The sequence below is a fragment of the Xanthomarina gelatinilytica genome, from assembly GCF_000348685.1.
Lineage (GTDB): Bacteria > Bacteroidota > Bacteroidia > Flavobacteriales > Flavobacteriaceae > Xanthomarina > Xanthomarina gelatinilytica.
This window is the reverse complement of the sequence record NZ_ANLA01000014.1, coordinates 46,408-70,261: the sequence shown is the minus strand read 5'-3', so window position 1 is coordinate 70,261 and position 23,854 is coordinate 46,408. Positions and strand designations below refer to the sequence as shown.

Annotated in this window: 24 protein-coding genes, 1 pseudogene and 1 riboswitch; of the genes and pseudogenes, 13 read left to right on the top strand and 12 right to left on the bottom strand. The window is 34.4% G+C overall.

Annotation, left to right across the window (positions count from 1 at the left end; all coding sequences use genetic code 11):
- Positions 1–31: 31 nt before the first annotated feature.
- Together D778_RS09160 and D778_RS09155 are read right to left on the bottom strand one after the other, a co-directional pair.
- The gene (locus D778_RS09160) at positions 32–946 is read right to left on the bottom strand and encodes a bile acid:sodium symporter family protein (protein WP_007649931.1); all 915 of its coding nucleotides are present in this window, start codon (positions 944–946) and stop codon (positions 32–34) included.
- A gap of 4 nt (positions 947–950) precedes the next feature.
- Positions 951–1,286: a tRNA-binding protein gene (locus D778_RS09155; protein ID WP_007649929.1), complete on the bottom strand. Its 336-nt coding sequence runs from the start codon at positions 1,284–1,286 to the stop codon at positions 951–953.
- A gap of 152 nt (positions 1,287–1,438) precedes the next feature.
- Between D778_RS09155 and D778_RS09150 the strand changes: the two genes are divergently transcribed.
- Entirely contained in the window at positions 1,439–1,996 is a 558-nt protein-coding gene (locus D778_RS09150; protein WP_007649927.1) for a thioredoxin family protein, read from the top strand.
- Between the two features lie 7 nt (positions 1,997–2,003).
- Here D778_RS09150 and D778_RS09145 read toward each other — a convergent pair whose 3' ends face one another.
- Complete coding sequence (locus D778_RS09145) at positions 2,004–3,236, bottom strand: glycosyltransferase family 4 protein (RefSeq protein ID WP_040492043.1); 1,233 nt, start codon at positions 3,234–3,236, stop codon at positions 2,004–2,006.
- A 65-nt stretch (positions 3,237–3,301) separates the two neighbouring features.
- Positions 3,302–3,775, bottom strand: a complete 474-nt coding sequence (locus tag D778_RS09140; RefSeq protein ID WP_007649924.1) for a heme-binding domain-containing protein — start codon at positions 3,773–3,775, stop codon at positions 3,302–3,304.
- A gap of 142 nt (positions 3,776–3,917) precedes the next feature.
- Here D778_RS09140 and D778_RS09135 point away from each other — a divergent pair, with 142 nt between their 5' ends.
- From D778_RS09135 to D778_RS09125, 3 genes are all read left to right on the top strand, one after another.
- Complete coding sequence (locus tag D778_RS09135; protein WP_007649922.1) at positions 3,918–4,481, top strand: hypothetical protein; 564 nt, start codon at positions 3,918–3,920, stop codon at positions 4,479–4,481.
- A gap of 153 nt (positions 4,482–4,634) precedes the next feature.
- Entirely contained in the window at positions 4,635–5,978 is a 1,344-nt protein-coding gene (gene purB, locus D778_RS09130) for an adenylosuccinate lyase (RefSeq protein WP_007649921.1), read from the top strand.
- Position 5,979: 1 nt separating this feature from the next.
- Entirely contained in the window at positions 5,980–6,216 is a 237-nt protein-coding gene (locus tag D778_RS09125) for a hypothetical protein (protein WP_007649918.1), read from the top strand.
- A 78-nt stretch (positions 6,217–6,294) separates the two neighbouring features.
- Here the strand turns inward: D778_RS09125 and D778_RS09120 are convergent, their stop codons facing one another.
- The 4 genes from D778_RS09120 to D778_RS09105 form a co-directional block, all read right to left on the bottom strand.
- Entirely contained in the window at positions 6,295–6,837 is a 543-nt protein-coding gene (locus D778_RS09120; protein ID WP_040492013.1) for a DUF4252 domain-containing protein, read from the bottom strand.
- A gap of 4 nt (positions 6,838–6,841) precedes the next feature.
- Entirely contained in the window at positions 6,842–7,408 is a 567-nt protein-coding gene (locus D778_RS09115; RefSeq protein ID WP_007649915.1) for a DUF4252 domain-containing protein, read from the bottom strand.
- A 77-nt stretch (positions 7,409–7,485) separates the two neighbouring features.
- A complete protein-coding gene (locus D778_RS09110; protein WP_007649914.1) occupies positions 7,486–7,962 on the bottom strand; it encodes a hypothetical protein in 477 nt (158 codons plus the stop codon).
- Positions 7,949–8,458 (bottom strand): RNA polymerase sigma factor, encoded by a 510-nt coding sequence (locus tag D778_RS09105; protein ID WP_007649913.1) that lies wholly within the window; start codon positions 8,456–8,458, stop codon positions 7,949–7,951. Before D778_RS09105 ends, D778_RS09110 begins: the two co-directional genes overlap by 14 nt.
- 144 nt (positions 8,459–8,602) lie before the next feature.
- On the opposite strand from D778_RS09105, the gene D778_RS09100 reads away from it, so the two are divergent.
- Positions 8,603–10,030, top strand: a complete 1,428-nt coding sequence (locus D778_RS09100) for a S41 family peptidase (protein WP_007649912.1) — start codon at positions 8,603–8,605, stop codon at positions 10,028–10,030.
- A 113-nt stretch (positions 10,031–10,143) separates the two neighbouring features.
- Here D778_RS09100 and D778_RS09095 read toward each other — a convergent pair whose 3' ends face one another.
- Complete coding sequence (locus D778_RS09095) at positions 10,144–12,072, bottom strand: TonB-dependent receptor plug domain-containing protein (protein WP_007649911.1); 1,929 nt, start codon at positions 12,070–12,072, stop codon at positions 10,144–10,146.
- Between the two features lie 66 nt (positions 12,073–12,138).
- A riboswitch (cobalamin riboswitch) is annotated at positions 12,139–12,399 on the bottom strand.
- A gap of 272 nt (positions 12,400–12,671) precedes the next feature.
- Here D778_RS09095 and D778_RS09090 point away from each other — a divergent pair.
- The 8 genes and pseudogenes from D778_RS09090 to D778_RS09055 all read left to right on the top strand — a co-directional run bounded on the left by D778_RS09090 (position 12,672) and on the right by D778_RS09055 (position 19,531).
- Positions 12,672–13,814: an ABC transporter substrate-binding protein gene (locus D778_RS09090; RefSeq protein WP_007649910.1), complete on the top strand. Its 1,143-nt coding sequence runs from the start codon at positions 12,672–12,674 to the stop codon at positions 13,812–13,814.
- On the top strand, positions 13,815–14,843 hold the full coding sequence (locus D778_RS09085) for a FecCD family ABC transporter permease (RefSeq protein WP_007649898.1): 1,029 nt from the start codon (positions 13,815–13,817) through the stop codon (positions 14,841–14,843).
- 49 nt (positions 14,844–14,892) lie between these two features.
- The gene (locus D778_RS09080) at positions 14,893–15,687 is read left to right on the top strand and encodes an ABC transporter ATP-binding protein (protein WP_007649896.1); all 795 of its coding nucleotides are present in this window, start codon (positions 14,893–14,895) and stop codon (positions 15,685–15,687) included.
- Positions 15,688–15,782: 95 nt separating this feature from the next.
- Complete coding sequence (locus tag D778_RS09075; RefSeq protein WP_007649895.1) at positions 15,783–17,105, top strand: DNA recombination protein RmuC; 1,323 nt, start codon at positions 15,783–15,785, stop codon at positions 17,103–17,105.
- A 12-nt stretch (positions 17,106–17,117) separates the two neighbouring features.
- Positions 17,118–17,486 (top strand): annotated as a pseudogene (locus D778_RS09070) (6-phosphogluconate dehydrogenase).
- A complete protein-coding gene (locus D778_RS09065; RefSeq protein ID WP_007649887.1) occupies positions 17,487–18,038 on the top strand; it encodes an acyl-CoA thioesterase in 552 nt (183 codons plus the stop codon). It abuts the pseudogene before it with no gap.
- 162 nt (positions 18,039–18,200) lie between these two features.
- Positions 18,201–18,830, top strand: a complete 630-nt coding sequence (locus D778_RS09060) for a SatD family protein (protein WP_007649885.1) — start codon at positions 18,201–18,203, stop codon at positions 18,828–18,830.
- Positions 18,827–19,531: a DUF3307 domain-containing protein gene (locus tag D778_RS09055; RefSeq protein ID WP_040492011.1), complete on the top strand. Its 705-nt coding sequence runs from the start codon at positions 18,827–18,829 to the stop codon at positions 19,529–19,531. Before D778_RS09060 ends, D778_RS09055 begins: the two co-directional genes overlap by 4 nt.
- Before the next feature lie 54 nt (positions 19,532–19,585).
- Here D778_RS09055 and D778_RS09050 read toward each other — a convergent pair whose 3' ends face one another.
- The 3 genes from D778_RS09050 to carB all read right to left on the bottom strand — a co-directional run bounded on the left by D778_RS09050 (position 19,586) and on the right by carB (position 23,823).
- A complete protein-coding gene (locus D778_RS09050; RefSeq protein WP_007649881.1) occupies positions 19,586–20,365 on the bottom strand; it encodes a T9SS type A sorting domain-containing protein in 780 nt (259 codons plus the stop codon).
- An 8-nt stretch (positions 20,366–20,373) separates the two neighbouring features.
- On the bottom strand, positions 20,374–20,895 hold the full coding sequence (locus D778_RS09045; protein WP_007649878.1) for an ankyrin repeat domain-containing protein: 522 nt from the start codon (positions 20,893–20,895) through the stop codon (positions 20,374–20,376).
- A 75-nt stretch (positions 20,896–20,970) separates the two neighbouring features.
- Positions 20,971–23,823, bottom strand: a complete 2,853-nt coding sequence (gene carB, locus D778_RS09040; RefSeq protein ID WP_007649875.1) for a carbamoyl-phosphate synthase large subunit — start codon at positions 23,821–23,823, stop codon at positions 20,971–20,973.
- Positions 23,824–23,854 lie beyond the last annotated feature (31 nt).

Sequence of the window (23,854 nt, the reverse complement as noted above, 5' to 3'; positions counted from 1 at the left end):
TAAACCCTAACCATATGTAACCAAAGTTTTTTCAAGATACTTCCAATATTTTCTTTTCTTTATAAGACCAATAATAAGAGATAACCAAGCCTGAAACTATATGCCATATGCCCCAAAATGCAGCCATAATGGCCATTCCTCCCAAACCATTGAAAAAAGTAAAAATGAGCAGCAATCCCAATCCAGAATTTTGAATTCCAGTTTCTATAGCCAATGTTTTTTGATTTTGATATGACAGCTTAAAGGCTCTTGCAACCATAAAACCAAGTAAAATGGCCAAAAAATTATGCAGGACTCCAATACCAATTACATGATGTGCATAGGTATTGAATACATCAATATTATTGTTAAAAGCTATAACAACTATCACCACAAACACTAAAATAGATAATGGTTTTAAACGTTTGGAAATTAATATTGCCAAGTTTTCGTTTTTTGCCCGAAACAACATACCCAAGACCAAAGGGATTCCTAATACAACAACCACAAGCTCCAATAATTCCAAAGGATTTAACTGAACTTCTTTTAACAGTAAAGAGGTTGGCTCATACAAATAACCATAAAACTGAAAGTTAAATGGCGTCATAAACACAGCAATAAAAGTGGCAAACGCAGTTAAACTAACCGATAGTGCTGTATTTCCATTGGCAAGATGCGTCATAAAATTGGAAATATTACCTCCAGGGCAAGCTGCAACCATCATCATACCCAAAGCTATGCTTGGTTGCGGCTGTATAATTAAAACCAGTAAAAAAGTAATCAATGGCAATAAAACAAATTGTAGCAACACCCCAATCAACACCAGTTTGGGCTGTTTGAACAAGCGTTTAAAATCCCCTGGTTTTATCCCCAAAGCTACACCAAACATAATCACTGCCAAGGCTATGTTTAATACCCAAAGGCTTTGATTATCGAAATTAATTTTTACCTTATCAAGTTCCAACATGAATTTATGAGACTGGTGTGCCGTTTTTCACCTTATTTTCAGGGTTCAACAAAACAACATCTTGTCCATTTACTGCTCCTAAAACCAAACAATCGCTCATAAAAGTGGCAATTTGTTTTTTTGGAAAATTTACAACGGCTACGATTTGTTTTTGCAGCAACTCTTCTTTTTTATAAAGTGTTGTTATTTGTGCAGAGGTTTTTTTTATTCCCAATTCACCAAAATCTATGGTTAACTGATAAGCTGGTTTCCTAGCTTCAGGGAAATTGGCTACCTCTATAATGGTTCCAACCCGTAAATCTATTTTTGCAAAGTCTTCAAACTGAATGGTATCACTCATTTTTAAAATTTGATTGGTTAGTTTTTTAAGTGAAAATTATATTGATTTTAAACAAATAAAGTTGCAATATAAGTATATCCAAGTAATTCCTTTCCATTTGGATTATTGATTATAAAATTGTAATTTATATTTTTAGATAAAATTTACAACATATGGCTAGAACACCTTCAAACATGCTTCCTTTAGGAACAAAAGCACCTACTTTTAATTTATTGGATACCGTTTCGGAAAAAAATTATTCTTTAGAAAAACTAAAAGGTTTAAAGGCAACGGTTATCATGTTTATTTGCAATCATTGCCCTTTTGTAAAACACGTGAATAAAGAAATAAGCCAAATGGCGAAAGATTACAAAAGCAAAGGGGTGAATTTTATTGCTATTTCCAGCAACGATGTTGAAAATTATCCAGAAGATGCACCAGACAAAATGAAACAAAATGCCTTGGAGCAAGGTTTTATTTTTCCATATTTATATGACAAATCCCAACAAGTGGCAAAAGCATATCAAGCTGCCTGCACACCCGATTTTTATGTGTTTGACCAAGATTTAAAATTGACTTACAGAGGGCAACTGGACGATTCCAGACCTGAAAACAATATTCCCGTTACAGGAGCAGATGTGCGCCATGCCTTGAATTGCATAATAGAAAACAAGAACAACAACAATACTCAAAAACCAAGTATTGGCTGTAACATTAAATGGAAAGAGTAACATCTTACTATTTGTTTTTCTCTTCAATCCATTTGCTTAAATATTTTGTGCTTTGCAGGTATTGATGTTGCAGCATTTGTCCTGTAAAATTTTCTAATCGATGCGTTTCCAGTTGCATGCTAATCCCTTCTATTCTTTCCAATATATTGTTTTGAAAGGACGCTTTTTGAAAACGTTTATTTAAAACTTCAAAACCGTTTTGTTGTTTTTCAAACCATAACTTTTCATCCAGATATAATTTCACACTTTTATAGGAGAAATCTTTAGGGTTATCCACCACAAAACCATTGGGTTTTAAAGAACCAAACATTCCTTCAGCTCCTACTGATGTGACAACACATGGTGTTCCAGACATCATGGCATCAACCAGCTTTCCTTTTAAGCCTGCTCCAAAACGAATGGGAGCCAAACACACCTTTGCTTTTTCCATTACTTTGGATACATCTTCAGCAAACCCTTTAATTAAAAAACCTTGGGTTTCATTATGCAAATTGGTCACTTTTTGAGACGAATAAGCTCCAAAAACATGTAATTCTGCCTTAGGCAACTGTTTACGTATCAAAGGCCAAATGGTTTCCTTTAAATATAAAACAGCATTGAAATTAGGCTCATGAAGAAAGTTCCCAATCGTTATAAAATGCTGTCTTTCTTGAAAATTAGGAAGCTTTTCAATTTTAGATGTCGAAAGGAGGTTAAGTAAAAATGGCACGTATAGCAACAAAGATTCTGGAACTTTAAAATCTGTTTTCAAAAGGTCCATCTCTGCTTCAGAAATAATCAAACTTAAATCGCACCTGTAAATACTTGCAATTTCACGTTTTGAAGTGTCGTTGTATAAATGATTCAAATTGAACGATTCTCCTGCCTTTAAAGCCACTTGTCTTCCTTTTCTAAGACCATGTAAGTCTTCAGTGTCTAGTATTTTAATGGCATTAGGACATTGCTCTGCCACTCTCCAACCAAATTGTTCTTCCATCATAAATCTATCAAACAAGACTATTTGTGGATCAAGTGTTTTTACAAAAACATCAAAGCTAACATTGTTGAGCTCTATAGCAACTTGCTTCACGCCTATTGTTTCCAGATTAAAAGCCTTGTCGCTTTTGGCACAAGGACTCGCAAAAGTAATGGTATAATTATACGATAGGAAGAGCTCTATAAGTTGTAGCATTCTACTTCCTGCAGCAGAACTGTTGGGTTCTGGCCATACATAACCAATGATTAAAAGTTTTTTTGTCACAAATACTCGAATGTATTTTGTTAATGTGGCAGTCACTAAATCTATAAACCACAACTAACATTTTTTTATTCCGGTTTTGGTTCCAAGCTATATTTAAATCGCACTTGTTTTGCCCAAGAAACCATATCCTGTATTTGGGCATCAGTAAGTTTGGCTTCGGTATGTGTCCAAGTATAAGAAGGCAAAGGCATTTCTTTTTCTTCAACCATTTCTATTAATTCTTCAAACTTATGGTCCTTTTTCTTTGTAGATAAGCCTTCCCAATTAGACATGTTAAAGTGCTTTTTTCCATCTTTTACATGCTCTGCCAACCAATAATTAACAGGTGTAATGTTATTGTACCAAGGATATCTGGTAACATTGCTATGGCAATCATAACAACTTTCCTTTAAAATGGCCTTAATATTTTCTGGTGGATTGGTCTCTGACAAAAAAGGTTCAATGGAAGCCAATTCACCTACGTTTTTCTCTGGCCCAAAAAATTGTGCAACCACAAATACCACAAGCAATAGAATGAGTATTTTTTTAATGATTTTCATATCTCTGTTTTTTTTATGTTACATAATGGTTTCTTAAAACCTTGAATGTTGAAAATTAGCATTCAAAACACATAATAAATACATGATTTTTACATGTTGATTCATTTTAATTATTTTTAAAACTTAAAAATATGAATTTCCAGTGACTAAAGACCAACTTTATAACGAATTAAATTATGTAAACCATTCGCGGGAAAAGCGTTTGCATTATGCCAATTATATTATTGAAAACCCAGATTTGTTGCCAGAATTATTGGAAATACTATTTATGGTAAATGATAACATATCCTGTCGTGCTGCTTGGGTCCTGGAATTTGTATGTGGTGAAAATTTGGAAATGCTCTTACCTTATCTGGATGTGTTTACTGAAAACATACACAAAGTTCATTTAGATCCTGCTGTAAGACCCATAGCCAAAATTTGTGAGCATGTTGCAAAAGCTTACTACTCCAAAGAGCAAAATACCTTAAAACAAACCTTAAAAGCCAAACATAAAGAACGGATTATTGAAACGTGTTTTGATTACATGATAAACGATGAAAAAATTGCTCCCAAAGCCTATTCCATGAACACGCTTTACTTGTTTGGAAAAGATGTTGAATGGATCCATCCAGAGTTGGCGCTCATTTTAGAACGGGATTTCCAAATGCAAAGTTCCGGTTTTAAAGCAAGAGCAAAACATATTTTAAAGAAAATAAAAAAATAGGTTCAAAAAATTTAAAAATCCTATAGGAATATGTTATAAAAATAGAAAAAAATCGTTATGCTTTAAGCGTCTATCGTTAATGATTTCCTTATCTTTGCAGCTTTCAAATTTGCATTCAAACGGTAGTGAAAATGCACAAAACCAACACAACACATGTCTTTAACATCCTTAAATGCTATTTCTCCTATTGATGGCCGTTACAGAAATAAAGTAAACGAATTGGCACCATTTTTTTCTGAAGAAGCTTTAATAAAATATCGTGTTCAAGTAGAAATTGAATACTTTATTGCTTTATGCGAACAGCCTTTACCACAACTAAAAACCTTCAACACTGGTTTGTTTGAAGATTTAAGGGCTATTTATAAAAATTTCACAACCATAGATGCTTCTGCCATTAAGGAAATTGAAAAAGTGACCAATCACGATGTGAAAGCTGTTGAATATTTTATAAAAGAAAAGTTTGATGGTTTGGGCATTTCAGAATACAAGGAATTTATTCATTTTGGGTTGACCTCACAAGATATAAACAACACAGCAGTTCCTTTAAGTATCAAGGAGGCCATGAATCAGGTGTATGTTCCAGAATTCAACATACTTCTAAACAAACTTAAAGAGCTTTCCAAGGAATGGGAACAGATACCAATGTTAGCCAGAACCCATGGACAACCGGCTTCCCCTACGCGTTTAGGAAAGGAAATTAACGTTTTTGTTGTAAGAATGGAAGAGCAATTTAATTTGTTGAACGATATTCCAAGTGCATCAAAATTTGGTGGAGCCACTGGAAATTTCAATGCTCATAAAGTGGCTTATCCACATATAGACTGGAGAGCTTTTGGGGAAAATTTCGTGCAAGGAAAACTAGGTTTACAACACTCTTTTCCAACCACACAAATTGAACATTACGACCACATGGCTGCATTGTTTGATTGCATAAAACGCATCAATACCATTTTAATTGATTTAAATAGAGACATCTGGACCTATGTGTCCATGGATTATTTTAAACAAAAAATTAAAGCTGGTGAAGTTGGCAGTAGTGCCATGCCACATAAGGTAAATCCAATAGATTTTGAAAATAGCGAAGGTAATTTGGGTATTGCCAATGCCGTTTTTGAGCATTTATCAGCCAAACTTCCTATTTCCAGATTACAGCGAGATTTAACCGATAGTACTGTGTTACGTAATGTAGGTGTGCCTTTTGGGCATACACTTATTGGGTTTAAATCCACTTTAAAAGGACTCAACAAATTATTGCTAAATGAAAGTAAGTTTGCAGAGGATTTAGAAAACAATTGGGCTGTTGTGGCTGAAGCCATTCAAACCATTTTACGTCGTGAGGCGTACCCAAATCCTTATGAAGCTTTAAAAGGTTTGACCAGAACCAACGAAAAAATCACTCAAACCTCCATTTCAAACTTTATTGATACCTTAGAGGTTTCAGATGCCATTAAAAAAGAATTAAAAGCCATTACACCAAGTAACTATACAGGAATATAACATGATACTTACAGACAAACAATCGCTAATTCTCTGTACTGTGGTGGTTTTAGGGTTTTCTATCTCTGGGATAATTGGTATTCTGGATAATTATGTGATTGTTGCTGTGTTATTGGTTTTGTTCTTATTGGTGGTTTTTAATCTGTTCACCAACAAAAAATTATTTGAAAAAGAACAAAAAAGTCAGGAGGTTGCAGAGGAAACCGTTTCAGCCCTAAACGAAGAGGATATTTTATAATTTACAAAAAAGGCTTCTAATTATTTAGAAGCCTTTTTTATTACTTTCAAGCCTGTTGAAAGGGTGTTATAAAGGTTGTTATTTAAAAAATCCTGCAATATCTTCTAATTGCGAGCTGTCTATATCTGCGTTTTGTATGGCATTAACTAAGGTTGCCATTTTTTCAGGTCTCATATCGTTTCCTAAAATTCTTACAATCCCAAAGCCCATATCCTTGGAGCTGGTAAACACAATAAATTCATCGGCTGCATCATCATCACCTATATATTTAACCACTACTTTTGCAGCTCTATCGTTAAACTCCATAAGTTCAATGTACTTTTTGTCATTTAAAATAGATTTTACTTTTGAAAGTTCCTGGGCATAGGCATCTTGGTTGTTTTCGGTAAGTTTAAATCCTAAAAAATTTAATCTTTTAACCGAATTATATGCTTCCTTTTGGTCCTCTGTTAAGGTGGTTTGATCCAATTCCACAATGGTTGTAGGAATATCGGCAGAAATAAAGTCTGGTGTTTCTTGATTATCTACAAAATACGTTTGTAAAGATTCCCCATTATTACAACTTACCAGCATGATACATGCCAGTAAGCTAAAAAATGTTAATTTGATTGATGGATTCATGGAATTATTTTTTTTCTTGTTTTTCTAAATGTTCACCACCTTTAATGTTCATTTTTTGGGTAAGTTTCGATATTTGGTTTAAATCTATATCTCCCGTTAAAGACACCACAACGGTTTCAAACTCTCGTTTTTCGCCATTCATATTAATATTTGCGTCTTTGGTAACAGCACTTAAACCATCAACAAACATAAGGAATTCGCTCACATGATCTGCGTCTCTACCTTCTTTTACATAGAAAGTCATGTTTACGCCATCGTCTTTTACAACCATTAATTCCTCTAAAGAACTTTTTCTGGATTGAACCCATTTGGATACATCACTGGAAATGGCTTTGTTATCTGTAGTGATCACTTTAAAACTGGTTATACTATTAACCATTTTAATGTATTCTTGAGCTTCAGGATCATCAGAATTGATGTCCATCTTAGCTAACATTTGAAACATTTTTGGTTTAATGGACACATACGTTACATCTGGATTTTCGCTGTATTTGGCAAAAATATCCTGTGCCATGGATGTTAATGGCAATAACATGATAGCCATTAAAAAAAGGATTGCTTTATTTTTCATTTTACTTGTTTTTAAATTATTAATCGATTTCATTTTTTGTTCATTGTTTAGTCCTTTAAGCTTGGCGTAAAGGAGGTTTATTTAAATATAATTTTGCTTTTGGTTTCCATTTCGCCTAGATAATTAACTTTAGACATGCCTGTTTCCACTTGATTGAGATAACTTATTTTTTGGGTGCCTTTATTAAGACTGGTGGAAATTAACTCCAAAGATTTAACCACTTCGTTATAAGCCATCATAGGATCGTCATAAGTTCCTAGATCGTCATCTTCTTGAAACAGTGGCATGCTAAAATAGAAACCTAATAAAAGAACTGCCACAGCTGCAACCGAAATCCACTTGTAATTAAAGATTCTTTTGGTTTTTAATGGAACGGTTTTGGTAAACGTTTCTTTTTGATTTACTGAAAAGTAGGCAAACATAGGTTTGTACATTTCTAAGTGAGGCGCAACGGTTTCTCGTGAAAAATAGCTTTTTAACTGTTGCTCTTCGGCTAGGCTTGTTTCCCCATTTTCGTACTTTTCTAGTAACTTTTCTATTTTATTTGGTGCCATAACTATGCGTATTGGTTAATTGTTCTCTTATTGCTTTTCTCGCTCTGGACAAAGCCACTCTAACTGCAGTGTTGTTCATATCCAACATTTTTGCAATCTCATCCAATTCATATTGTTCTATATCCCTTAATTGAATGACCATTTTCTGTTGTTCAGGTAAATTTTCTATTATTTTTCCCACCCAATCAACACTGTCGTTTAATTCTATTTGTTTTTGTAAAGACGTGTTGTTGTCTTGATAATTACTATGTACAATTTTTAAATTTTGTGCATGTTTTGATTTTAATTTATCCAAACAAAAATTTTTTGTCATCGTCATAGAAAATGCTTCCACATTTTTATATTCCTCAATTTTTGTTTTATTATTCCACAGTTTCAACAAAATTTCCTGTGTAGCGTCCTCAGCTTCTTCTTTAGAAACCAGCAAGCGTTTTGCTAAACGAAATACTTTGTCTTTAAAAGGCATGACAATATGTAAAAATTCTGCCTGTGTCATAGTTTTGTTTGGTTTGTAACAGTTGGTTTATGCCTGTTTACTATTACGACGATACATGTATTGTTTTGTTACAAAAAATTTTTAGTCTAAGATAAAGTAAGTATTTTTATTCCTGTTAAAAGTTAGAAAAGCCTTGCTATAATTATGAAAAACCTAAAATTACTCTTCATATTATTTTTTATTTCCTTAATAACTGTAGGTTGCTTTGAAGATTTGGACGATAATCCTATTTCCACGAAAGACCTAAACGACTTTGTTTGGAAAGGTTTAAACAGGTATTACTTGTATAAAGATAACGTACCAGATTTAGCAGATGATCGATTTACAGCTTCTGAATACGAAACCTTTTTAAATAGTTTTACTGCTCCCGAAGACTGTTTTGAAAGTCTTATGTACCAAAGACAAACCATAGATAGGTTTAGTTGGATAACCGATAACTACATAGAATTACAACAACAACTAAACGGAACCACCTACAATAACGGCATGGAGTTTGGCCTGGTGAGGTTTTCCAGTACCAGCAATGATATTTTTGCTTATGTACGTTATGTGTTACCAAATACAGATGCTGAAAACAAAGGCATACAACGAGGTATGATTTTTAATGCAGTAAATGGTGTCTCGTTAAACCTAGAAAATTACAGACAGTTATTAAGCCCAAATAATTACACTATTAATCTTGCTACCTATAATGATAATGGCACACCAGAGATCGAAGATGATTTTGTAGTACCAACCAACACGAGTGTGAACCTAACAAAATCACCATATACAGAAAACCCTATTTTCATCAAACAAGTTCTGCAAGTTGCAGATCAAAATGTGGGCTATTTAATGTATAATGGGTTTACAAGGGATTTTGATTCGCAATTAAACGATACCTTTAATTATTTTCAATCCCAAAACATTCAGAATTTGGTACTGGATTTAAGATACAATTCCGGTGGATCTGTTAATACTGCTATTTTATTATCCAGTATGATTACCGGACAATTTACAGGACAGACTTTTGCAACACAACAATGGAATAGCGACATACAATCGCAACTGGATCCAAATGCTTTAATTTACACGTTTACAAATAATGATGATGGCACACCATTAAACAGCTTAAATCTTGGAAAGGTGTATGTACTTACATCCAAAAGCACTGCTTCTGCCAGTGAATTGGTGATTAATTGTTTAAATCCATATATTGAGGTTATACAAATTGGAACAGCTACCACTGGAAAGTACCAAGCCTCCATAACCCTTTACGATTCTCCCGATTTTAGTGGTCAAAATATTAACCCAACACATACCTATGCCATGCAACCCTTGGTTTTAAAAACACTGAATGCTGTTGGAAACACAGACTATATTGATGGTCTTTATCCAAATTTCCCTGCTAAGGAGACGTATGGGAATTTAGGGACTTTAGGAGATCCTGATGAAACTCTGTTGGCCATTGCTTTACAACATATTGTTGATACTGGTAAGATGTCCTTGCAACCGTTTAGCAACCTGGAACTGGTTGGAGATAGCAAGGATTTCACTTTGACAAAAAACAGGATGTATATTGATGGAAAATAGCAATGTCATTCAAAAAAAAGTGATGAATCTCATTTTAACTAAATGAATGATGCTTCAGTTGTACCTACCTGTCGGGAGACAGGTAGGTTTCTGATTGACAAATTCAATTATACTTACAAAGTAAGACTAAATCCAATATTCACATTTCTGCCTTTTGTAGAATAGCCATACAATTCTTGATAATCTTCGTTTAAAATGTTTGTAACATTAGCAAAAAGAGTCATTTTATTATTTAAAATGTTATGGCTCACATAAAAATCCAACAGGTTATAACTTTTTAAATTAACCTCTTCATTCATATAGCTTATGTTATTATAAAATGAATCTGTTCTACTATCTGTAAACTGGTAAGAAACACTCATAAAGGTTGATTCACAAAGCTGATAGCCCAACAAACCATTTACTTTCAATTCTGGAATTCTTAAACTTAAATCTTCGTCCACCTTTGTATAAGTGGCATTTGCCGAAAGTTTTAATGCTTTTGTAATATTATAATCGGCAACAAATTCAATACCACTTGCCGTAAAGTTTTCATTAACATTTTGATATTGATAAACCCAACTTCCCAAATCAACAAAATCTATAAAATTTTCTTCCTTTCTGTTAAAATAAACCACACTTACAGTTGCTTTATCGTTGAAATGAATTTCTGCTCCAACCTCAAACGTGGCATTTTCTTCTGGCTGCAGGTCCTTGTTGCCATATATGGGATCAAAAAGTTGATATAATGAAGGTGTAATATAGGCAGTACCATAACTAGCCAACCCTTTTAAATAGCCAAAATTAAAATCCTTTTTATAAGAAGGGTTTAAACTGTAAACCACATGGTTGCCATATTCACTATGATTGTTTAAACGTGCTCCAGCATTTACTTGTAAACCAAATGCTGAGACATAAACCACATTTGCATAAGGATCTACATTTGTATATTTGGCAATCTCCGGATCAATACCTTGCTCAAAATCGGTTCCACCAAAAGGAATGGTAAAACTCTCCATATGGTCTTGTTTTACCTGCACACCCAAAACTGTATAAAGTGTTTTGCTAAAAGTATATCTGTTAAACAAATCGGCTGTAAAACTTTCAGCATTGTATAAAGCAGGATAACTGGATTCTATGTCACGTTCTACTTTATTATAGGCTGCATTCAAGGAGAGACTCCCTTTTTTATAGGTGTATTCTGGCGAAAATCCGTATCTCTGTTGTTTGGTTGTTGATAGGTCGTTGGAATCCATACCAGCAAACCCATCGTCAAAATCGGCTTTAAACTTATCCCAACTTCCGTACACTGTCATTTTAAACGCTTCAGAAAATCTATAACCCAATTTCAAGTTACCATTAATGGCGTTGTACACATCTGTTTCGGTGCCATTTGCTAAAGACGACAAACCATCTGTATACTGATTTCCAAAACTCGCCAAGTAGCTTAACTTATTTAAAGTACCATTTACAGAAACATTATTTTGAAAGTTATTTAAGTTGTAATTGGTGTCTTCTTGGGACTGATTGGTACCAATAGTACTTTTAAAATTTGCAGATATCGCTTTTTTGGATGCTTCTTTCAGTTTTATGTTAATCACTGCTGTTCCAGCTCCAGATCCATAAAGTGTACTGGAAGCACCTTTTAAAATCTCAATGGATTCTACTTGATTGGCATTTAATAAACGTAAATCGTAATCGTTAGCTATTTGTGAAGGATCTGATACAGCTATGCCATCTATAAGAATTAATACCTGTCGGTTTTTTCCTCCTCTTACATAGTAATTTAAATTTTGTCCAGCTTGGCTATTGGCACCATTGATTTCAATTCCTGCTGTTGCATTAATAATTTCAGCAACCGATTTTCCTTGCTGCTTTTCAAGCTCCTCTGAAGTTATTTTGGTAATAACCTTTCCGGAATTTTCACGGTTTAAATAAAATTTAGAATCTGTTATTACAACTTCTTCTAAAGTTTCTACTTCTGTTGACACGGCTTGTTGTTGTGCAACAGTAAATAATGACATACCACAAAGTACGCCAAAAACAAATGTTTTTTTGTTCATTTCAATTAATAATTGCTCGAGAATAGCATGAATTTCATACCCAACTTTTGTCCCGAAAGTTTGACTTATTTTTTGTTGAATTTGGCAGGTCTCCTGACTTGCGTCTTCATGTTAGGTCTTCCCATTCCGAAACATCGGACAGTGACATTGAAGTTTACATGAAGCTTAATAGCTTACAGTTGCGGGAACAGTTCAAGAATGAAGATTGATGATTTGTTTTTGATTACTGATTTTGGAACCCGTTGTCCTTCAATCGGCAATCTGTAATCAACAAGCTTTTCACTTGATTCCCTTTTAATTGGCGAAACCATCCCGAACTTGTTTGGGGACCTTTTAAACAATCCTCGAAAAAAATTCTTTGTGGCAACATCAAACCAAAATTCTCTGCAAAAGTAATGGAATAAAAATGTATTTCTATAAAAAGATTACTTTTTCTTATTGAGTTTGTAGATAAGATAAATAAACCCAACTAAAAAATGAAATATTATGATTCCTGCTACTATATATATTGTTAAATTTGAACCGTCTCTCATGGTTTTTATTTTTTATAAAAATATAAACCCATACCATAATGGACAGTTACAAAAGTTACACAATTTATGATTTCGCGATATTTATTTTTAGGTGTTTGTTTGCTGCTTTTCAACTGCAAAAACAAAGATTCTCAATCTGTTACCATAACAGATGTATCCAAAGTACCATTGTCCTATGCTGAAGGATTTGAAATAACGCATCATGAAAATTTCAGCACCTTAACCATTAACAGTCCCTGGCCAAATGCCGAAAAAACGTATCGGTATGCCTTGGTCCATAAAAACATGTTGCCCAAAATCACTTTAAACAATGATGACTTTGATGGTATTATTACTATTCCTGTAAAAAAAATAGTGGTTACTTCCACTACACACATTCCAGCCCTGGAATTATTGGGCGTTGAAAAGAGTTTGGTTGGTTTTCCTGGAACAGATTATATTTCTTCTGAAAAAACGCGCTCCAGGGTTGATAAGGGAAAAGTTAGGGAGTTGGGGAAAAACGAAGGCATCAATACTGAAGTGTTACTTGAAATACAACCAGAAGTGGTTATAGGTTTTGGCATAGATGGAAACAATAAAACTTTAGAAACCATAAAAAAATCTGGGATTCCGGTTATTTACAATGGCGATTGGATAGAACATTCCCCATTGGCAAAAGCAGAATGGATTAAGTTTTTTGGTGTTCTTTTTAACAAAAGACAGAAAGCCGATTCTATTTTCAATACCATTGAAAAAAATTATTTAGAAGCTAAATCCATAGCTTTGGATGCCAAAAGCAAACCAAGTGTGTTAAGTGGTGCCATGCACAAGGACATCTGGTATTTGCCCAATGGCACTAGTACTGAAGCAGAGATATTAAAGGATGCCAACGTTAATTATCTTTGGGCTGACACTAAAGGAAATGGAAGTTTGTCTTTAAATTTTGAGGTGGTTTTTGATAAAGCCAAAAATGCAGATATATGGATCAACCCATCCTATTACACCTCCTACGAAGCTTTGGAAAGTTCCAACCAACATTATACAAAATTCGATGCATATAAAAACAAAAGCATTTATACCTTTGCAAACACAACTGGTAGCACTGGAGGTGTGTTATATTACGAATTAGGGATTGCCAGACCAGATTTGGTTTTAAAAGATATTATTAAAATTTGTCATCCAGATTTGCTAGCAGATTATAAACCTTATTTTTATAAACCATTACATTAATTGCCAAAAACCAATACATACACCTTATCCTTTATAGCATTAATCTTTATATTGATTATTTGCTTTTTTATGAACATTGGTTTAGGGTCCGTTTCCATTCCCATACAAGCTGTTTTTAAAAGCTTTATAGGAACTTTGGACCATGAATCTTGGTCTTATATCATACAAGATTATAGGTTGCCCAAAGCCATTACAGCCATTCTGGTTGGTTCTGGATTGGGCATTTCTGGATTATTGATGCAAACCTTATTCAGAAACCCATTAGCTGGACCCTTTGTTTTGGGCATTAGTTCTGGAGCCAGCCTGGGAGTTGCTTTGGTTATTTTAGGATCAGGAATATTTGGTGGTATGTTTGCCTCGTTGTTAATCTCCAAATGGAGTGTTGTTATTGCTGCTAGTTTGGGAAGTTTTTTAGTGCTGCTTGCTGTTTTGGTGGTTTCCTCCAGAGTAAGGGACACTATGGCCATTTTAATTATAGGACTCATGTTTGGCAGCATAACAGCTGCTATTGTAAGTGTCCTCTCCTATTTTAGTTCTGCTGAACAATTACAGCAATACATTTTTTGGGGCTTTGGCAGTTTGGGCAATCTGTCCTGGAACGAGCTTTTTATTTTTTTAATTGTTTATTGTTTTGGAATGCTTTTAAGTATATTATCCATAAAAGGATTGAACACTTTATTGTTAGGTGAAAATTATGCTAAAAGTTTGGGCTTGAACATTAAAAAAAGTCGTTTCGTAATTATTTTGGCTACCAGTTTGTTGGCAGGAACCATAACGGCTTTTGCTGGACCAATTGCTTTTATTGGTTTGGCCATTCCTCATATTACCAGACAAGTATTCAATACTTCAAACCATAAAATTTTGTTGCCTGCTGTATTTTTGTTTGGAGCCATTATCATGCTTATATGCGATAGCATTGCACAATTACCAACTAGTGATTACACCTTGCCTATCAATGCCATAACCTCTTTAATTGGTGCTCCAGTGGTTATTTGGTTGTTGGTTAGAAAACGTAAAATGATTTTTTAAAAAGTATCGGAAATAGAACAAATAGGAAAGAAAAACAAATCGTGAATTCGTGGCTCATACAAATCAACATATCATTTTAAAAACCGAACAACTTTCCATAGGTTATAAGTCCAAGAAAGTTCCTACTATAATAGCTTCAAATATTCAAATCGAGCTACAAAAAGGTGAGCTAATAGGTTTGGTTGGTGCCAACGGGATTGGTAAATCCACTTTATTACGTACACTTACCAATGTTCAGGAAAGTTTAAAAGGAAACATTTACATTCACAATAAATTACTTTCAAATTATACTTCCGAAGAACTTGCAAAATCCATGAGCTTGGTATTAACAGAGCCTATTGCTTCAAAAAACCTATCTGTTTTTGAATTGGTGGCTTTGGGCAGACATCCATATACCAATTGGGTAGGAAACCTTAACACCAAAGATATGGAAAGCATTCATCAAGCTTTAAGTCTAACCAATATTGAAACCTTAAAACACAAAAAATGTTTTGAACTAAGCGATGGGCAACTTCAAAAAGTCTTGATTGCTCGTGCTTTGGCTCAAGACACAGATTTAATAATATTGGATGAACCAACCACACATCTGGACATGTACCACAAAGCATATATTTTAAAACTACTTCAAAAATTGGTAAAAGAGACCAACAAAACCATTCTCTTTTCATCCCATGAAATAGATCTAGCCATCCAACTTTGTGATAAAATGATTGTGATGACACAAGAAACGGTTATCACAGATGCACCTTGCAACCTTATTTCCAAGGGGGTTTTTAACTCGCTTTTCCCAGAAGACTTAATTGTTTTCAACAAACATACAGGAAGTTTTAGGGTGAAAAAATAACTTATTATTGAACTTTTTAATGTGCCTCATTTAAGATTCTTCGCTTCGCTCTGAATGACAAATTAACTATCTTTGATAAAATTCAATTACAATTCATGAACGACAACATCATTCTCATTATTTCCATCCTGGTTTCTGGAGGCATTGGCGCATACATTGGCCTAACCATTGCAAAACTGAAAAGCAAAGGGGAATTAAGCACTTTGGAAGAACGCCTTAAGCAATTAAATCAAATCATCGAGGACTTAAAACAGCATTCAAGTAAAATTGAAGGGGAACGCAACGACATCCGAAATGAAAAAGACCAATTAAGCTCTGAATTAACCAAACGCAATACAGAATTTGAAAATCTTCAGGAAAAAATAAAAGAACAAAAGGCCGAAGTAGAAAAACTACAGGAAAAATTTTCCAAGGAATTTGAAAATCTTGCCAATAGGATTTTGGACGAAAAATCCAAAAAGTTTACCTCACAAAACAAAGACAACCTAGATGCCATTTTAAAACCTTTGGAAGAAAAAATCAAGCATTTTGAAAAACGCGTAGAAGAAACCAACAAAGAAGACATTACCAGAAGTGCCGATTTACGTAGACAGATTTTAGGTCTAAAAGAGCTTAACGAACAGATGAGCAAAGAGACCAGCAATTTAACCAAAGCCTTAAAAGGAGACACCAAAATGCAAGGAAATTGGGGCGAATTGGTTTTGGAACGTGTGCTGGAACGCAGTGGATTAAAAAAAGACAGCGAATATTTTGTGCAACAAAGCTTTACCACAGAAACAGGAAAGCGTGTCATGCCAGATGTTATCATTTCCTTACCAGGAGACAAGAAATTGATAGTGGACTCCAAAGTGTCCCTAGTGGCTTATGAACGTTATATTAATGAAGTGGAAGATGCCGAAAAAACCACGCACTTAAAAAACCACTTGCTTTCTGTACGAAAACGCGTTAATGAATTGGGCGAAAAAAATTACCATCAAATTTATGAGATGGACAGTCCAGACTTTGTGTTGTTGTTCATACCAATAGAATCGGCCTTTGCCATTGCATCTATGGAGTATCCTGCACTGTATTCGGATGCCTTCGAAAAAAACATCATAATTGTAACACCTACAACATTGTTGGCCGTTTTAAGAACCATTGACAGCATGTGGCAAAACGAAAAACAAAAAGCCAATGCTATAGAAATTGCCACACAAGCAGGTAGACTTTACGATTCTTTTGTTAATTTAACCGAAGAACTTATTAAAGTTGGAAACCAAATTGGCACAGTTCAAAAATCCTACGAGAGTGCCATGGTAAAGCTTACTGGTAAAGGAAACTTAATAAAGCGCGTGGAAACACTAAAAACCTTAGGTGCCAAAGCCAGTAAACAACAAAATGAAAAACTCTTAAAAAGAGCCGAAAACACAGACGATTAAACTGCAAATCCCATGAAAAGATTTTTAATAAAATTTAGTGTCGTACTTATTCTAGCTTTGGCAGGTTATTTTGCCTTTATTTATTTTGCTAGCTATAGCGAAGGGATTCGTGCTGGCGAACTGGTTAAGTTTAGCAGTAAAGGTGTGCTCATAAAAACATGGGAAGGCGAAATAAGTCAAGGCGTTTCCTAAGCACAATTGTTTGAGTTTTCAGTTGAAGATAAAGAAAAAGAGGTCATTCAGGACTTAAAGGATTTACAAGGAAAATACGTAAAACTTCATTACTTTGAACGTTATAGCAAGATTTTCTGGCTTGGAGACACAAAATACTTTATAACTAAAGTGGAAGAAGACAAAGAACGCAGTAACAGACGCTATTAAATGAAAAAAACATACAAACCAGCAGCAAATTCACGTATTTCAATCTCTGAGCTAATGCAACCATCCCATTCCAATTTTAATGGCAAAATTCATGGTGGTTATATTCTTAATTTAATGGATCAAATTGCCTTTGCCTGTGCATCCAAACACTCTGAAGCGTATTGTGTAACTGCTTCTGTTAATACTGTCGATTTTCTCAATCCTATTGAAATTGGTGAATTGGTTACCATGAAAGCATCTGTGAACTATGTTGGCAATACTTCTATGGTTGTGGGCATTCGTGTTATTGCAGAAAACATACGAACAGGAAACGTGAAACATTGCAACTCCTCCTATTTTACCATGGTTGCCAAAAACGACGATAATGAATCTGTGGCTGTTCCTGGTTTAATTTTAAGCAATTCCATAGAAATAAGACGTTTTTTAAAAGCCATTGAACTTATAAAATCTAAAGAAAACAGACACGAAGTGTTTAACTTTAACCATAAAACCTTTGCAGCAGAAAACTACTTACATATCTTGGAACCTTACAAGGTGAAAATTGAACTTTAATTGTTATATCCCTCTGATTTTCAATTGAAATTATTAATTTTCAAGAAATTTATTTGCTTTTTAAACAAAACAAGTTATCTTTATTATCACGTAATAAAAGGATATTTTAAATTATCACATAATTAAAGAATATTTTAAATTATCACATATAAAAAAGCAAGAATGGCAACAAGACCCATGACCAGTGTAATAACAGGAGACATCATTAAATCAAGATCCTTAAACAACCCAAAATTATGGTTGCAAACATTAAAAAATGCTTTAGCGACCATAGAAAAGGACCATTCGTTATGGGAAATTTATAGAGGTGATAGTTTTCAAATAGAAATAAAACAGGTTGAAAAAAGTTTTGAAGCTGCCGTATATATCAAAGCTTGTATAAAAACCATAAAGGGTTTGGATGTCAGGCTTGCCATAGGCCTTGGATCTAAAACGTATAGTGGTGAGTTTGTAACAGAATCTCAAGGAGAAGCATTTCTAAATTCTGGAACAACTTTAGAAACCCTAAAAAAAAGCAAACAAAGCCTTAAAATAAAAACTTCCAATAAAACTTTAGATCAAGAATTAAACTTATATTTTAAATTGGCTGCCATAAGTATGGATCGATGGACAGTCCATCAAGCCGAAATTGTAAAATTGAGTTTAGAACATCCCAATGCCATTCAAGAAGAATTGGGAAAACGTTTGGGCATTAACCAAAATACTATAAGCAGAAGGCAAAAACGTGCTAATTTGGAAGAGGTATTAGAGCTTAACAACATGTATCAACAAAAAATATCTAAGGAATTATGATACTTTTAATTAAACTTTTCTTGGCTCATTTAATTGGCGATTTTGTTTTTCAAACAAAAAAATCAATCAAGAAAAAAGAAAAAAAGAAGCTAAAATCCCCTGTACTATATGCCCATATTGCCATTCATTTCCTCTTATTGGTATTACTTCTTTGGGACCTGTCCTTATGGCCTGTTGTTGTAGGTATTACAATATCCCATTTTATGATAGATGTATTAAAGCTCACATTTCAAAAGAAAAAAACAAAGCGTTTATGGTTTTTTTTAGATCAGTTATTACATATAACAGTAATTTTTGTTGCTTACTTTCTATTTACGGACAACAACTTTCATCTGGCAAATTTTGTAACCAAAAACAGCTTGTTGCTAATAACTTGTGTGCTTTTTTTAACACAACCTGTTTCCATAATAATGATGACCATATTTAGCAAATGGGACATAGAAAAGTTGACAACGGGAAATGAATCCTTAAAGGATGCTGGCAGATATATAGGCATGTTGGAACGTATGTTGGTATTTGTGTTTATTATAACAAATCACTGGGAAGCTGTTGGGTTTTTAATAACCGCAAAATCGGTATTTAGGTTTGGGGATTTAAAAGAAAGCAAACACAGAAAGTTAACAGAATATATTTTGATAGGAACGCTAATTAGCTTTGGAATAGCCATACTTACAGGTATCCTATATCTTTATATCAAATAAAAAAACCATCAAGCACAAACGTGATGGTTTGAGAACGATGTTAAAAAACATCTGTTATTGTTTAACAAACCGTTTGGTTACCACTTGGTTCGCTTGGGAAATCCTAACCAAATAAACACCAGAATGCCATTTAGAGACATTAATGGTATTTTGTAACGTGTTTAAGGAATTTGAATAAACTTTTTTTCCAAGTATGTCCAGTACTTCAATTTTGGCATCATTGCTTAAGGTTTTTAAATTGACGTTTAAACGGGATTTACTTGGGTTAGGATAAATAGAAAACTCGGTTTTTACAACCTCTTGGGTGCCTAAGGTAAAAGACTCTCTTGTAGAACCTCTATTGGCTCCATGCCAACCCATAATATATCCTGTACCAGCTTCAAAAGACCATACCAAATCTATAGAGGAAGCTGATGTTGAAAACACATAATCGTTAGGGTTTCCAGTATTTGGAAGTCTTGTTGCGACCACTTGTCTTTGTCCTCCAGAAGTGGTATTGGAAACAATGGTCCAATCTTGTTCTGCATCCATTACTGGTTCACTACCAACACCTATAAAAGATCTATCGGTTAATTTAAAAGTGCCATCATTTAACCAAATAACCACATCCTTTCCTGCTGTCATGCTCATGGCATCAAATCCCAACCCCAAATATTTATTATCTGGTCCACTTAAGGTTAAGGTAACAAGAGTGCTGCTAACGTCTATTTGTGCTGTATATAAATTAGTTTGGTCGTTAAACAGTTCAATAACACCTGTAGTGTAAGTCTGACTGTATAAAAAGGTACTCATGAAGGTAAAAACACCTATTAAGGCAAAAGTAATGTTTTTCATAGGTAATATTATTTTTTCAAAAGTTCAATGATAGCTTTGTTGTCATCCATTAAGGCATAATCTAAAGCAGTTTTATCACGGCTGTCCCTTAAAGTCCTATCTACATTGGCATCCAATAATAATTCAATAAGGGTTTTATTTTTCAGCAGTACAGCATAATGCAAAGGTGTTGTTTTATTTACATCGGCTATATTGGGGTTGGCACCTTTTTCCAACAGAGCTTTTGTAAGTACCACTTGCTCCTTAAAAACTGCTGCCATTAATGGTGTACCATATTTACTGACACCATTAACATTGTTTACATGATTCAACAAATACAGTGCAACCGCTTCATTTTCATGATAACAAGCTAAGGTTAAAGCAGTAAACCCTTTATCGTTTACGGCATTAATGGTGTCTGAATCTATTTTCATTAAAGTCTGTACATCTGCAACAGAACCAGAGCGAGCAATGTTAAAAATATCGTTTTGTGCAAAGTTTAAAAGAGACGTCAATAAACATCCTATAAATAAAATTTGCCTTCGGTTCATGAAATAGATTTGATTTACATAGCTAATGTAATAATTATTAGCAATATAAAAGATATTTTTTACCGAATAAATCCATTACTTACTTAGATACATCTTGCGTCTAGAGTACAAGTTGTAAAATTCATCGTCCTTCAAGCTTTCAATAAACAAGATACTTTCTCCAGTACTTTTCATTTCTGGACCCAGTTTTTTATTGACGTTGTGAAATTTATTGAATGAGAAAACAGGTTGTTTAATTGCATATCCCTTTAATTGAGGATTGAAGTTAAAATCAGTTACCTTTTTCTCTCCCAACATAACTTTGGTAGCATAATTTACATAAGGTTCTCCATATGCTTTGGAGATAAACGGAACCGTTCTGGATGCTCTAGGGTTGGCTTCAATAATGAATACAATATCATCTTTTATGGCAAACTGAATATTAATTAAACCAACCGTGTTTAAAGCCAGGGCAATCTTTTTGGTATGGTCCTTAATTTGTTGCATTACAAACTCACCTAAGTTAAAAGGAGGCAAAGTGGCATTGCTGTCTCCAGAGTGAATACCGCAAGGCTCTATGTGTTCCATAATCCCTATAATGTAAACATTTTCACCATCGCAAATGGCATCTGCTTCGGCTTCTATGGCTCCATCAAGATAGTGGTCCAGAAGCAATTTATTGTTTGGAATGCTTCGAAGCAAGTCTACCACGTGTTCTTCCAGTTCTTTTTTATTGATTACAATTTTCATGCCTTGGCCTCCCAAAACATAAGATGGCCTTACCAAAATAGGGAAATCCAATTTATCGGCAACAGCAAGGGCTTCTTCAGCAGTTGTGGCAACATCAAACTTTGGGTAAGGAATGTCATTTTCTTTAAGCAGTTTTGAAAAACTCCCTCTATCTTCTGCCAAATCCAAAGATTGATAGGTAGTACCTATAATTTTAATACCATATCTATCCAACTTTTCTGCCAGTTTTAAAGCTGTTTGTCCACCAAGTTGTACAATAACGCCTTCAGGCTTTTCATGTTTGATGATATCGTAAATGTGCTCCCAAAAAACAGGTTCAAAATACAGTTTGTCTGCTGTGTCAAAATCGGTAGAAACTGTTTCAGGATTACAGTTGATCATAATGGTTTCGTATCCACATTCGGCAGCTGCCAAAACACCATGAACACAGCAATAATCGAACTCAATGCCTTGTCCAATTCTATTTGGTCCTGAACCAAGAACCACAATTTTTTTCTTATCGGAAACAATACTTTCATTATGTGGATAAAGTGTTCCATCTGCAGTTTCCATTTCATTTTCAAACGTGGAATAATAATATGGTGTTTGGGCTTTAAACTCTGCAGCACAAGTATCAACCAGTTTATAAACACGTTTTATGCCCAATTCTTCACGTTTTTTATAGACCTGACTTTCCAAACAATTGAGCATGTGAGCAATCTGTCTGTCTCCATACCCTTTTTGTTTGGCTTCAAGTAATAATTCACGATTAAGGGTTTCAATGGAATAATTGGAAATTTCTTTTTCCAGATGATAGAGTTCTTCGTATTGTTTCAAGAACCACATATCTATTTTGGTGATTTCGTGTATTCTGCTTAAAGGGATTCCCATTTGAATGGCATCGTAAATTACAAACACACGATCCCAACTTGCATAGGTTAATTTACTGATGATCTGGTCGTAATTTTTATAGCCTTTTCCATCTGCTCCCAAACCGTTGCGTTTTATTTCCAGTGATTGGGTGGCTTTGTGCAATGCTTCCTGAAAAGAGCGACCTATACCCATTACTTCTCCAACCGATTTCATTTGAAGTCCTAAAGTTCTATCACTTCCTTCAAATTTATCGAAATTCCAACGAGGAATTTTCACTATCACATAGTCTAAAGTGGGTTCAAACAAAGCTGAAGTAGATTTTGTAATCTGGTTGTCCAACTCGTCCAAATGGTAACCAATGGCCAACTTAGCTGCTACTTTTGCAATAGGATATCCTGTAGCTTTACTGGCAAGAGCTGAAGAACGTGACACACGTGGATTAATTTCTATGGCAATGATATTTTCTTCGTCGTCTGGACTCACGGCAAATTGCACATTACAACCTCCTGCAAAATCACCTATACTGCGCATCATATGGATAGCCATATCTCGCATTTTTTGATACGTTCTATCACTTAAAGTCATGGCTGGAGCCACAGTTATGGAATCTCCAGTGTGAATTCCCATAGGATCCATATTTTCTATGGAACAAATAATCACCACATTGTCGTTAGCATCACGCAACAACTCCAGTTCATATTCTTTCCAACCAATCAAGGCTTTATCGATCATGACTTCGTGGATGGGAGAAATTTCCAGACCACGTGTTAACAATTCATCAAACTCTTCTTCTTTATATACAAACGATGCTCCTGCTCCACCAAGTGTGAACGAAGCCCTAATAACCAATGGAAAACCAAATTCCTGAGCAATTTCCTTACCTTGAAGATAAGATGTGGCTGTGGCTTGAGGTGCCATAGGAATACCTATTTTTAACATAAGTTCCCTAAACTTTTCCCTATCTTCTGTAATATTGATGGCATCAATATCAACACCAATAATATCTACATTAAAATCTTTCCAAATGCCTTTTTCGTCTGCTTCTATACATAAATTTAAAGCCGTTTGACCTCCCATAGTAGGTAAAACAGCATCAATTTGAGGGTGTTCCTTTAAAATTTGAATAATGGACTTGGTGGTAAGAGGCAACAAATAAACATGATCTGCCATAGATGGATCGGTCATGATGGTTGCAGGATTGGAATTGATTAAAATAGTTTCAATTCCATCTTCTCTTAACGATCTTAATGCTTGGGTTCCAGAATAATCGAATTCACATGCTTGACCGATGACAATTGGACCAGAACCAATAATTAAAATAGACTTTAGTTTTGAATTTTTAGGCATTTTCTTAGTAATGTATTGTTATAATTGTGTT